The 12,725-nt window shown below is 40.2% G+C and carries 9 protein-coding genes, 1 tRNA gene and 2 rRNA genes; 2 read left to right on the forward strand and 10 right to left on the reverse strand.

Annotation, left to right across the window (positions count from 1 at the left end; all coding sequences use genetic code 11):
• The first annotated feature begins 3 nt into the window (after positions 1–3).
• Positions 4–207: a YdiK family protein gene (locus tag CAO17_RS14590; RefSeq protein ID WP_085993405.1), complete on the forward strand. Its 204-nt coding sequence runs from the start codon at positions 4–6 to the stop codon at positions 205–207.
• Between the two features lie 130 nt (positions 208–337).
• Here CAO17_RS14590 and CAO17_RS14595 read toward each other — a convergent pair whose 3' ends face one another.
• Positions 338–973, reverse strand: a complete 636-nt coding sequence (locus CAO17_RS14595) for a redox-sensing transcriptional repressor Rex (protein WP_085993406.1) — start codon at positions 971–973, stop codon at positions 338–340.
• Positions 974–1,126: 153 nt separating this feature from the next.
• Here CAO17_RS14595 and CAO17_RS14600 point away from each other — a divergent pair, with 153 nt between their 5' ends.
• Positions 1,127–3,058, forward strand: a complete 1,932-nt coding sequence (locus CAO17_RS14600) for an ABC-F family ATP-binding cassette domain-containing protein (RefSeq protein ID WP_085993407.1) — start codon at positions 1,127–1,129, stop codon at positions 3,056–3,058.
• Positions 3,059–3,123: 65 nt separating this feature from the next.
• Here the strand turns inward: CAO17_RS14600 and CAO17_RS14605 are convergent, their stop codons facing one another.
• From CAO17_RS14605 to CAO17_RS14645, 9 genes are all read right to left on the reverse strand, one after another.
• Positions 3,124–4,296: an FtsW/RodA/SpoVE family cell cycle protein gene (locus CAO17_RS14605; RefSeq protein WP_085993408.1), complete on the reverse strand. Its 1,173-nt coding sequence runs from the start codon at positions 4,294–4,296 to the stop codon at positions 3,124–3,126.
• A 406-nt stretch (positions 4,297–4,702) separates the two neighbouring features.
• Positions 4,703–5,713, reverse strand: a complete 1,011-nt coding sequence (gene tsaD / locus CAO17_RS14610; protein ID WP_085993409.1) for a tRNA (adenosine(37)-N6)-threonylcarbamoyltransferase complex transferase subunit TsaD — start codon at positions 5,711–5,713, stop codon at positions 4,703–4,705.
• Positions 5,710–6,159, reverse strand: coding sequence for a ribosomal protein S18-alanine N-acetyltransferase (gene rimI / locus CAO17_RS14615; protein ID WP_085993410.1), 450 nt, complete (start codon positions 6,157–6,159; stop codon positions 5,710–5,712). The genes tsaD and rimI overlap by 4 nt, the downstream gene beginning before the upstream one ends.
• A gap of 2 nt (positions 6,160–6,161) precedes the next feature.
• On the reverse strand, positions 6,162–6,860 hold the full coding sequence (gene tsaB / locus CAO17_RS14620; protein WP_085993411.1) for a tRNA (adenosine(37)-N6)-threonylcarbamoyltransferase complex dimerization subunit type 1 TsaB: 699 nt from the start codon (positions 6,858–6,860) through the stop codon (positions 6,162–6,164).
• A gap of 12 nt (positions 6,861–6,872) precedes the next feature.
• Entirely contained in the window at positions 6,873–7,328 is a 456-nt protein-coding gene (gene tsaE, locus CAO17_RS14625) for a tRNA (adenosine(37)-N6)-threonylcarbamoyltransferase complex ATPase subunit type 1 TsaE (protein ID WP_085993412.1), read from the reverse strand.
• Positions 7,329–7,337: 9 nt separating this feature from the next.
• Positions 7,338–8,300 (reverse strand): thiamine-phosphate kinase, encoded by a 963-nt coding sequence (gene thiL, locus CAO17_RS14630; protein WP_085993413.1) that lies wholly within the window; start codon positions 8,298–8,300, stop codon positions 7,338–7,340.
• 1,146 nt (positions 8,301–9,446) lie between these two features.
• Positions 9,447–9,523, reverse strand: a tRNA-Asp gene (locus CAO17_RS14635).
• 22 nt (positions 9,524–9,545) lie between these two features.
• A 5S ribosomal RNA gene (rrf, locus tag CAO17_RS14640) occupies positions 9,546–9,660 on the reverse strand.
• A gap of 143 nt (positions 9,661–9,803) precedes the next feature.
• A 23S ribosomal RNA gene (locus tag CAO17_RS14645) occupies positions 9,804–12,723 on the reverse strand.
• Between the last annotated feature and the right edge of the window lie 2 nt (positions 12,724–12,725).

Below are 12,725 nucleotides of genomic sequence, written 5' to 3' on the forward strand. Positions count from 1 at the left end.
ATAATGAAGGTTTCACTCATGCATAACGCAATCTTTTTCTTCATACTTGGTGTAATATTTATTTTTATTGCCATTCAAACAGCAGGGGAATCCGTGTGGAGTACCTCAACTGTTATACTTGCCGCTGTTGCTACTTTTGACATTGGAGTTGCCATACGATCGTTACGTATTCATTATCGAACAAAAAAAAGGAAAAAGAAGGAGTAGTCACCTTAGACTGCTCCTTCTCTATAAAGACAGTATTCGTAGTTCTTTTTCTCTTTCGTTCGCAGTTAACCTAAACATACCCCAAATTATGCCAAAAACAGCCTTCTTTTTAGTAAATAAATTCCTATTGTTATTCTTTATCTAACGGATAATGTTTTAAGAAATATACGAGTGCTTGTAATTCAACCGCTAAATCAATGTGATGAACGCGTACATGATTTGGAACCGTGATTCGAGCAGGAGTAAAATTAAGAATCCCATTAATACCTTCTTTCACTAGGTTTTCCGTTATAACTTCTGCTTCCGTCGATGGGACCGTTAATATGGCAACCCGAATCCCATCAAGCTGTTCGGATAAATCATCAATATGGTAGATTGGTACACCATCAATGTCCGAACCAACCTTCCTTTCATCTGCATCAAACGCTTTCGAAATTCGTATGTTATTGTTTTTTAAAAAACTATATTTTAAGAATGCGGTACCTAAATTACCAGCACCAATTAATGCAACTTCGGTCACTTCATGATGGTCCAATGTACTTCGGAAAAAACCAAGCAAGTATTCAACATTGTATCCATACCCTTTTTTCCCTAGAGCACCGAAATAAGAAAAATCTCTACGGATAGTTGCTGAATCCACTTTAACAGCCTCACTTAATTCCTTAGAAGATACTCGTTTTTTCCCTTGTTGATTTAGATTATTTAAAAAACGATAATATAACGGCAGGCGTTTGGCAGTAGCTTGTGGTATTTTATTTTGCTGCATCGATTTTTTCCTCTCTTCATTCTAAATATTTTATTTCCTTATTAACATTATCTTAACAGAAATTTCAATAAAAGTCGTGATATTTTTCACAATTAATTATGTTGTTCCCCCTTTACCAATGCGGTAGAATTAAAATATTGAGGTGAAATCACAATGATACTTATGCAACTTAATGGCATATCAAAATCCTTCGGTGCGGAAGAGATTTTGTCAAATATAAAAATAGAGGTAAAAGAGAATGATCGTATTGCTATTGTTGGGCGTAATGGCGCTGGTAAATCTACATTACTCAAAATTATGGCTGATGAACTTACCTATGATGAAGGGGAACTAATTAAACCAAAGGATCTGACACTTGGATATTTATCCCAGCATATGTCTATCGAATCTGGAAAAACCATTTGGGATGAGATGCTTGAAGTATTCACACCTTTATTGAAACAGGAACAAGAATTAAGGAAATTAGAAAACAAAATGGAAGATGCTCATCGTCTATCTGGAGATGACTATGAAAAGTTACTAAAGGATTATGACCGCCTACAAATAGATTTCCAGACAAAAGGTGGATATACCTATGAATCTGATATGAAAGCAGTCCTGACAGGTCTAAATTTCCATGATTATGATTACCAGACACCTATCACGGAATTAAGTGGTGGTCAAAAGACACGTCTAGCATTAGGTAAACTATTATTACAAAAGCCACAGCTTCTCATTTTAGACGAACCGACCAACCATCTTGATATCGAAACACTATCCTGGCTAGAAGGTTATCTCACGAGTTACCCGGGAGCCGTTGTTATTGTATCCCATGACAGATACTTCTTAGATAAAACAGTTTCCATTGTTTATGAGGTTTCTCGACATAAAACCAAAAAATATCACGGTACCTATAGTAAATATTTAAAACTTAGGAGCATGGAATTTGAGCAAGAAATGAAGGCATTTGAAAAGCAACAAACTGAAATAAAGAAAATGGAAGATTTTATACAACGTAATATTGTAAGGGCCTCAACAACCAAAAGAGCACAAAGCAGAAGAAAGCAGTTAGAAAAAATGGATCGAATGGAAAAGCCTTTAGGTGATGAATCATCTGCTTCTTTTTCCTTTCAAATTAATCGCCGTAGTGGAAATGACGTGCTCAAAATAGAAGATCTTTCTTTTCGTTATGAAGATGCGGATACCAATCTATTTTCCAATATAAATCTTCATGTAAACCGTGGGGAGAGGATTGCACTTGTGGGCCCAAATGGAGTTGGGAAAACAACCCTTTTAAAAGTAATCTTAGGGAGTCTGGCAAAAGCTGGTGGTAGCATCCAAGTTGGTACAAATGTACAAATCGGTTATTATGATCAGGAACAAGCTAATTTGTCTTCTACTAAAACCGTGTTAAATGAACTCTGGGACGATTATCCAACGGTAAATGAAAAGGATATTCGCACGGTATTAGGAAACTTTCTATTCTCAGGTGATGATGTATTAAAGCCTGTTACTACCCTAAGTGGAGGCGAAAAGGCTCGCCTTGCTCTTGCCAAACTAATGATGCAAAAGGCAAATCTACTCATACTAGATGAGCCCACAAACCATTTAGACATTGATAGCAAGGAAGTTCTAGAGGCCGCCTTAATTGATTTTCCTGGAACCATTATATTTGTTTCTCACGATCGCTATTTTATTAACAAAATCACCGATCAGGTGGCAGAAATGAAGCGTGATGGGATAACCATTTATCTAGGTGACTATGATTATTACCTAGAGAAAAAAGAAGAAGAAGCAGAACATAAAAGTTTAGAACAACTAGAACTAGAAAAACCAGTAGAAAAAAAGGCTCCAAAAAAACGAAGCTACAAAGAAGAAAAACAACTGCAAAGCCAGCTTCGTAAAAAGAAAAGACGTATTACAGAACTTGAAGAAACCATTGAAGAATTAGAATTACAAATTGCGGAACTTGAAGAAAAGATGACAGAACCAGAAGTGTTTCAAGATCATGAAAAATCCTATGAACTGAATGAACAAACTACGGAACTAAGACAAAAAGTAGATGAACATATGGAAGAATGGGCCCAACTGCAGGAAGAAGTATAGATAGTATGATAAAAACAAAAAACACGGTGATATGGAATAAAACATATCACCGTGTTTTTCTGCGACTATTTAAATAAATAATCATTCTGGATGGTTTGTTCAACAGAAATTCGGTAAACGATTCCCAAGCCAATCATGGTGGATAAAACCGAGCTTCCTCCATAACTAATGAGAAGAAGAGGGATACCAGTAATCGGCATAATGCCTAAAGTCATTCCGATATTTTGAAAAACATGTATCAAAATTAAACTTAAAAAACCAAAACAATAATAGGATCCGAATGATGAATACTTATAAATACTCAAACCTAATGTTACCAATTTATATAACAGCATAAAATACAAGAAGATGACTAATGCACTTCCAATAAATCCAAAGCTTTCCCCAATAATAGAAAAGATAAAATCCGTTTGTGCTTCAGAATAATATACTTGTACACCACTTAAACCTTTTCCAAATAGTTGACCAGAACCTAGTGCTGTATGAGCCCGATCAAAATGCCAATTTGCATCACTAGAAGTTTGCGTTGGGTCAAACCATGTCAAAATACGATTTATTTGATATTCCTCAATGCCAAGAAATTGCTGTGCCATGACGGGAAACTTGATAATTAACCCAAGTGCAGCCCCGCCTAGAGCACCTCCCAACACAACCAATCCAGAAATGATTTTCCAACTTATCCCTGATAATATGATCATCATTCCTAAAATAAACAGATAGACCATGGAAGTCCCAAAGTCCGGTTGTTGCATAATTAGAAAGACTGGTAAAATGACAACCATAATAAGCTTAATTAATAATAACGTATCTGTTTGTAAATTTGCAGCTTCATATTTGGATTTATGAATCGTTATAACTCGTGCGAGGTATAATATTGTTGTTATTTTTGCAAATTCAGCTGGCTGTAAAGATAAGCCTGGTAGAGTGAACCAACTCTTTGCACCATTTACGGGCTCAGCAATAAAGTCTGGACTTATCAACAAGATAAAAAGAACAAAGACCCCTACGATATATACATAAACACTAGCCTTATAAATTTGCTCTATATCAAGATATTGAATAGCAGCAACAAGGAGTATACCTATTGAAAACCATACAATTTGCTTTAATACAAAATTCTCATCCTCATACTGTTCTAATTGCTGTGCATTGTAAATCGAAAGTAAACTTACACAAACAAATAGAATGAAAAGGGCGATTAAATCTGTTTGAAAAAAATAAGATTGCTTCTTATTCACCGTATTTCACCAAATTTCTTCCCGTTTAAAACGATGAAGGATGTCAACCTATAATCCTCCATCCCCACAAGTATTGTAATACATGATGGCCCAACTTACTAGTCGTGAATGTTCTAGTTTACAATAAGAAGAGACAACTGTTGATATAATATGACATATTTTTTTCACTTGTGGAAAATCTAGATTATCAACATTACTATACCAACTATCCACAACATAAAATATCTAAAAACGTTGAAAACATAAGTTATGAACAGAGTTATGCACAATATCCACAGATTTTGAGATTTTTATACACAATTTTTATTAACAAAACTTATCCCAATACGACAGGTTTCAACATACTTATACACAAACCTGTAGATAACTTTATCCAAAACGATAAAAATAGACAAATATTGACATATTACTTCAATATTAAAGAGGCATTGGCATTTAAATCTAATCCAGAACGTTTTCCTTGTTGATAATTAATCGTGCCAGCTGCTGCAATCATTGCTGCATTATCTGTGCAAAGCTTTAACGGAGGGACAGATAATGGAATCGATGTTTGAGAAAATTTCTTTTCTAGCTCGTTTCGCAATCCCCTATTTGCTGCTACTCCTCCAGCAACAATAACTTGTTTCACCTTATATTCCTTTGCTGCTCGTAACGTTTTTTCTGTTAAAACGTCAATCACACTCGCTTGAAAGCTAGCAGCAATATCTTCATCCTTTAATGTTTCCCCACGTTGTTTGGCATTGTGAATTTTATTAATGACGGCTGATTTTAATCCACTAAAACTAAAATCATAACTTCCTTCCTCTAACCAAGCACGAGGAAAATCAATGGACTCCTCTCCCTCAGCTGCTAATCTGTCAATATGTGGACCACCTGGATAAGGAAGATGCAGCATTCTTGCTACTTTATCATAGGCTTCTCCTGCAGCATCATCTCTGGTCTCTCCAATCACTTCATAGGAACCGTGTTCTTTCATTCGTACTAGTTCCGTATGTCCACCTGAAACAATCAGAGCTAATAAAGGAAATTCAAATTCTTGTTCAAGACGGTTTGCATATATATGACCTGCTATATGATGCACCCCGACTAATGGCTTTTGTTTAGCAAAAGCTAATGCCTTTGCAGTATTAACTCCTACTAGTAATGCACCGACTAGTCCTGGACCCTGTGTAACGGAAATAGCATCAATATCATCCCATGTTAGACCTGAGGTTTGAAAGGCTTCTTCCAATACAATAGTCATTTGCTCCACATGATGTCTGGATGCAATTTCCGGTACTACTCCACCAAAGCGTTTGTGACTCTCAATCTGAGAGGCTACAACATTTGAAATAATTTCAGTACCATTTTTTACAATTGCGACGGCTGTTTCATCACAGCTTGTCTCGATTCCTAAAATCATTGTATCCTTTTTCATGATAAATTCACCCACATTACAATAGCATCTTCTCCGCTATCGGTATAATAATTTTTTCGAATTCCACCAGGTACGAGTCCAAATTTTCGATAAAGCCTTTGAGCGGCAATATTCGAGACCCGTACCTCTAATGACAGTCGTTTTGCACCAATATGTTGAAGCAATTGTATGACAAAACCAAAAAGCCTTTCACCCAGACTTTGACCACGATAATCGGGCATGATGGCGATATTAGTTATTTGAGCATCATCAACTACGATCCATATCCCTACATACCCAACGATTTTCTCGTCAACCTCCAAAACAAAGTAATGAGCATGATGGTTATCCACAATTTCCTGATAAAAGACATCGGTTGTCCAAGGTGTTGTAAAGGACGCCCTTTCCACTTCTAGCACCTGTTCAACATCCGTAAACTCCATCTTCCGAATAACGACTTCACTCATGCTCATCTTTTCCCTTTCTGAGCCTTCAACCAATTCGCTTCCGCTTCTGCCAAGCGTAAATAATTTGGCGTAAGAGTATGCGTATTATCTACTTCTTTAGAAAGCCCTGCTAACCCTAAGAAACTAGGGTTAGGAATATGATATGGACCTGCAGGAATAACGGCCTTTTCTCCTAGTACTTCCTTTATCTGTTCCAGATGCAAGGAAAGATCAGGACTTAAAAATAAAACTTCCTGATTTTCATTTGCTAATCTATCTAAAACATCAACCATTAATATATTTTTTTCCTCATCAACAGATATCAACTGTTGATCCTGCCATTGATAAATACCTGTATAAACTAATCCACGTCTTGCATCAAAAAATGGACAAATATATCCATTAAAAAATTGTCCATGATATGCCAAAATTTCCAAACTAGATACGCCAACTACTGGAATGTCTAGTGCCCATGCCATTGACTTAGCAGTTGAAAGACCAATTCGAACACCAGTATAGGAACCAGGTCCTTTTGCAACCACAATTTTATCTAATTGGTCCGGAGTCATGGAAACTTCCTCCATTAATTGATTTATAGCAGGCATTAATCGGACAGAATGATTCTTCGTAATGTTTGTCACGATTTCCCCTATCACTATTTCATCCTGTAAAATAGCAACTCCCATTACTTGATTAGATGTATCAATTGTAAGTACATTCATATTTTGTAACTCCTAACTCAACAATTCATTCACGATGGATTCATAGTGGTAACTATTTGAAGTAAACTCAATCACCCTTGAATCCCCTTCTTGGTAACTAATTTTTACATTTAAACGTTCTGTTGGTAAAAAATCTTCAATAAATGTTGCCCACTCTACAACCGTAATTCCTTCACCGTGAAAATACTCATCAAATCCAATATCTTCATCTGAGTTTTCTAATCGGTAAACATCCATGTGATATAAAGGTAACCTACCTTCATATTCTTTTACAATAGTAAAAGTCGGACTATTTACAGTTCGTTTAACACCTAAACCTCTTGCAAGTCCCTTTGTAAATGTAGTTTTTCCAGCACCCAAATCTCCTTCCAACGTCAAAACATCACCAGGCTTAAGTAAAGAAGCTAATTTTTCACCTAGCTGCATCGTTTCATCTGATGAATGGGTGTCGGTATTGTGTTTACTCAAAAATATCACCTACCTCAAATGGTTATACCCCTTTTTATGTAATAATCGTTTCTCATTATTAATGTTTAAAAATACACGTGTTTGATTATCAGATGTCACTTTACCAATCTTCGTAACTGGTAATTCAAATTGTTTCGCTATTTGTTGAAGACTTTCCCATTCATTTGGAGAGACGGTTCCAATTAATTCAAAATCTTCTCCACCATAATATTTCCACTTATGTTGTAATTCATCAGAAAACTGTTGAAAAGAAATAGAGGTCGGAATCAATTTATCTTCTAGCTCTATGGTTACGTGAGAGGATTCTGCAATTTCATTCGCTTCACTAGCAACTCCATCACTAATATCATTAAGCGCGATTCGAGATAAGTTTCTTAAATTAGATGAAAATTGAACACGTGGTGATGGCATACGATGCCTTTGAATATAATAATCTGCATCTGTGTAGCTTCCATCTGTCGTCAGTAAATGAAAGCCAGCTTGGGAGTCACCTAATGTACCTGTTACAAATACATAATCCCCTATTCTTGCATTACTACGATAACGCTCCTTCCCATTCATAGTATAGCCAATTACGGTAATAGAAATGGTTAATTCCTTACCTGAAACCGTATCTCCACCAATGATGTCCATCTGATATTGAGAAGCTAATTCATTCATTCCACCAAATATATCTTTTAGTTGATCAAAGTTCCACCTGCTTGGAATAACAATAGAAACTAAATAGAATGCCGGAGTGGCTCCCATAGCCGCTAAATCACTAAGATTCGCTGCTAGAGCACGATAACCAACATGGTATGGTTTCATGGTTTCTAATGAAAAGTGTATATCCTCCACAAACGTATCAACTGATGTCACCAAGTTCTGATTCGTTGCTTGTATGACCGCAGCATCATCACCAATTCCCTTTATTAATGAAGATTGATGATTGGAATGTGGAGTTATCGAATCTATAAATGAAAATTCATCCATCTTAATTCACCAAATTTCTATATGAACTACACTTATGATAGCAAAAAGAACGGTAAAAGGAAAAAATAACTATTTCGGGTGACATGCTTTTTAGGGTTAAATAGTCAATCTAGAGGTGTACTAATATGATGAAGTAAATTTACTCTTTTCCGCAAAGAAAAATGGGTCAAAACCATTGAAGAACACTCAAGTGAACCATCTTTTTAAACAAAACTAAAAAATGATGAAGAACTCTATAGAAACATCGTAATTTATGAAAAAGAACTAGAGCGATTATTCATTAGAAGCAAGGGAATATTAACTATCCCAGACGGATCATAAACACTTAAAAATTGCACTTTTTATACTTACTGAAGGGGCGCCTTTTAAATGATGTAACCCAGAACTTAATGATAGACAAGAAGTATTTAAGATAGTTATCAATGCAATGCCATTAATTAGCAGCATAAATAAAGTGAATCTCAATCAGTGGGGGTTATCGACGCACAGGACGTGCTAGTGTCGACAATGCGACAAATGTTTTCGGTAGGGCGAGCAATCGCAGTCCCAGGACGTCGCGTTTTGTTGACCTTTCATCCCCCACTGAAACAAAGGAACAAAGGCTAAAGTCACAACGTCCGTTGCAACGCCTCCTGAGACCTACGCCCTGTAGGCCCGAACGAATCGGGCTTTTAGGGGCAGTTTATACCACGAGGGTATGACACAAGGCCCTCCCTCACCTAAAATGATTATTGTTTCCTCCATTTTTGAGGTGGGGGGGATTATTGCTTCTTAACCTGCGATAAATTGACTTCATTTTCTCGATAAGAGTGAAGATTGAATCTCATTTCCTCAGGGAATATACCCCTGATGTTTAGCCTTACCCTACTAAACTGCAAATACAAATAAGTACGTCATCTAGTTATTTTGTACCCTATGCCAGATTGCATCAATGCAGACGAAAAAAACGTTTCTGGACCAGAAAATAGAGCCTATCCCCTAGTAAAAATGCTACTCGTAAAAAATTAACATACGATAGGTGTATTAGAGTTATCCAAAGACTTGAAAAAGTATTTGACATTGTTCGCTAAACTATAATCACTTTTATCTAAACACTAAAAAACACACGATTCAAATAATCATGTGTGTGCTTTATACATATTAAACTGGCGGTCCGGACGGGACTCGAACCCGCGACCTCCTGCGTGACAGGCAGGCATTCTAACCAACTGAACTACCGGACCTATAAAAAAGTGCATAAAAAAAGCCTGGCGGCGTCCTACTCTCGCAGGGGTTAATCCCAACTACCATCGGCGCTGGAGAGCTTAACTACTGTGTTCGGCATGGGAACAGGTGTGACCTCTCCGCCATTACTACCAGGCCTACAGGATATAGGTCGATTGGTATTGTTCACAGGACGTGAACGGTTTTAACCGAACCTCCCTGAATGTTTTAAAATAGTTATACCTTGAAAATATACCTTGAAAACTAAATAAGAGATAATCACTGACATCCTTTAAGAAGTTAGTTAAGTCCTCGATCGATTAGTATTCGTCAGCTCCACATGTCACCACGCTTCCACTTCGAACCTATCTACCTCATAGTCCCTGAGGGATCTTACTCACTTAGAAGTGATGGGAAGTCTCATCTTGAGGGGGGCTTCATGCTTAGATGCTTTCAGCACTTATCCTTACCATACGTAGCTACCCAGCTATGCTCCTGGCGGAACAACTGGTACACCAGCGGTATGTCCATCCCGGTCCTCTCGTACTAAGGACAGCTCCTCTCAAACTTCCGGCGCCCACGACGGATAGGGACCGAACTGTCTCACGACGTTCTGAACCCAGCTCGCGTACCGCTTTAATGGGCGAACAGCCCAACCCTTGGGACCGACTACAGCCCCAGGATGCGATGAGCCGACATCGAGGTGCCAAACCTCCCCGTCGATGTGAACTCTTGGGGGAGATAAGCCTGTTATCCCCGGGGTAGCTTTTATCCGTTGAGCGATGGCCCTTCCATGCGGAACCACCGGATCACTAAGCCCGACTTTCGTCCCTGCTCGACTTGTAGGTCTCGCAGTCAAGCTCCCTTCTGCCTTTACACTCTGCGAATGATTTCCAACCATTCTGAGGGAACCTTTGGGCGCCTCCGTTACCTTTTGGGAGGCGACCGCCCCAGTCAAACTGCCCGCCTGACACTGTCTCCGAACCGGATCACGGTCCTGGGTTAGAAGGTCCATACAGCCAGGGTGGTATCCCACGGATGCCTCCACGTAAGCTGGCGCTCACGCTTCTGAGGCTCCCACCTATCCTGTACAAGCTGCACAGACATTCAATATCAGGCTACAGTAAAGCTCCACGGGGTCTTTCCGTCCTGTCGCGGGTAATGCGCATCTTCACGCATAGTATAATTTCACCGGGTCTCTCGTTGAGACAGTGCCCAAGTCGTTGCACCTTTCGTGCGGGTCGGAACTTACCCGACAAGGAATTTCGCTACCTTAGGACCGTTATAGTTACGGCCGCCGTTTACTGGGGCTTCGGTTCTAAGCTTCGGACCAAAGGTCCTAACTCTTCCCCTTAACCTTCCAGCACCGGGCAGGTGTCAGCCCCTATACTTCGCCTTTCGGCTTCGCAGAGACCTGTGTTTTTGCTAAACAGTCGCTTGGGCCTATTCACTGCGGCTCTATCTCTATAGAGCACCCCTTCTCCCTAAGTTACGGGGTCATTTTGCCGAGTTCCTTAACGAGAGTTCTCCCGCTCACCTTAGGATTCTCTCCTCGCCTACCTGTGTCGGTTTGCGGTACGGGCACCTGTGATCTGGCTAGAGGCTTTTCTCGGCAGTGTGAAATCCGGAACTTCGGCTATAGTTGCCTCCCCATCACAGCTTGAAATGGCCAGACGGATTTGCCTATCTGACTTTCTCACTGCTTGGGCGCACACGTCCATCGGTGCGCATTCCTTATCCTACTGCGTCCCCCCATCACTCATAACGATCACGAGGTGGTACAGGAATATCTGCCTGTTGTCCATCGCCTACGCCTTTCGGCCTCGGCTTAGGTCCCGACTAACCCTGAGAGGACGAGCCTTCCTCAGGAAACCTTAGGCATTCGGTGAAAGAGATTCTCACTCTTTTTTCGCTACTCATACCGGCATTCTCACTTCTAAGCGCTCCACCAGTCCTCACGGTCTGACTTCACAGCACTTAGAACGCTCTCCTACCATTGTCTAAAAGACAATCCACAGCTTCGGTGATACGTTTAGCCCCGGTACATTTTCGGCGCAGAGTCACTCGACCAGTGAGCTATTACGCACTCTTTAAATGATGGCTGCTTCTAAGCCAACATCCTGGTTGTCTAAGCAACTCCACATCCTTTTCCACTTAACGTATACTTTGGGACCTTAGCTGGTGGTCTGGGCTGTTTCCCTTTCGACTATGAACCTTATCACCCATAGTCTGACTCCCAAGTCTAAGTAGCTGGCATTCGGAGTTTGACTGAATTCGGTAACCCGATGAGGGCCCCTAGTCCAATCAGTGCTCTACCTCCAGTACTCTTTCCTTGAGGCTAGCCCTAAAGCTATTTCGGAGAGAACCAGCTATCTCCGTGTTCGATTGGCATTTCACCCCTACCCACACCTCATCCCCGCATTTTTCAACATACGTGGGTTCGGGCCTCCTGTCAGTGTTACCTGACCTTCACCCTGGACATGGGTAGATCACACGGTTTCGGGTCTACGACCGCATACTCATTCGCCCTGTTTAGACTCGCTTTCGCTGCGGCTTCGTGTCTTCCACTTAACCTTGCATACGATCGTAACTCGCCGGTCCATTCTACAAAAGGTACGCCGTCACGCGTAAATGCGCTTCGACTACTTGTAGGCACACGGTTTCAGGTACTCTTTCACTCCCCTTCCGGGGTACTTTTCACCTTTCCCTCACGGTACTGGTTCACTATCGGTCACTAGGGAGTATTTAGCCTTGGGAGATGGTCCTCCCGGATTCCGACGGAATTCCACGTGTTCCGCCGTACTCAGGATACACTCCGGAGAGAATTCTCTTTTGACTACAGGGCTGTTACCCTCTTTGGCTCATCTTTCCAGATGGATTCGTCTAAAGAATTCCTTTGTAACTCCATGTGGAGTGTCCTACAACCCCAGAGAGCAAGCTCTCTGGTTTGGGCTGTTTCCGTTTCGCTCGCCGCTACTTGGGAAATCGCATTTGCTTTCTCTTCCTCTGGGTACTGAGATGTTTCAGTTCCCCAGGTATGCCTCTTGTGCCCTATGTATTCAGACACAAGTCCTGTTCCATTACGAACAGTGGGTTTCCCCATTCGGAAATCTCCGGATCAAAGCTTACTTACAGCTCCCCGAAGCATATCGGTGTTAGTCCCGTCCTTCATCAGCTCCTAGTGCCAAGGCATCCACCGTGCGCCCTTATTCACTTAACTAA

The sequence above is a fragment of the Oceanobacillus senegalensis genome, from assembly GCF_900176885.1.
Lineage (GTDB): Bacteria > Bacillota > Bacilli > Bacillales > Amphibacillaceae > Oceanobacillus > Oceanobacillus senegalensis.

What these genes read in the sequence shown, in the direction of transcription:
- CAO17_RS14590 (WP_085993405.1), top strand. Translation starts at nt 4, where the DNA reads ATGAAGGTTTCACTCATGCATAACGCAATCTTTTTCTTCATACTTGGT.
- CAO17_RS14595 (WP_085993406.1), bottom strand. Translation starts at nt 973, where the DNA reads ATGCAGCAAAATAAAATACCACAAGCTACTGCCAAACGCCTGCCGTTA.
- CAO17_RS14600 (WP_085993407.1), top strand. Translation starts at nt 1,127, where the DNA reads ATGATACTTATGCAACTTAATGGCATATCAAAATCCTTCGGTGCGGAA.
- tsaD (WP_085993409.1), bottom strand. Translation starts at nt 5,713, where the DNA reads ATGAAAAAGGATACAATGATTTTAGGAATCGAGACAAGCTGTGATGAA.
- rimI (WP_085993410.1), bottom strand. Translation starts at nt 6,159, where the DNA reads ATGAGTGAAGTCGTTATTCGGAAGATGGAGTTTACGGATGTTGAACAG.
- tsaB (WP_085993411.1), bottom strand. Translation starts at nt 6,860, where the DNA reads ATGAATGTACTTACAATTGATACATCTAATCAAGTAATGGGAGTTGCT.
- thiL (WP_085993413.1), bottom strand. Translation starts at nt 8,300, where the DNA reads ATGGATGAATTTTCATTTATAGATTCGATAACTCCACATTCCAATCAT.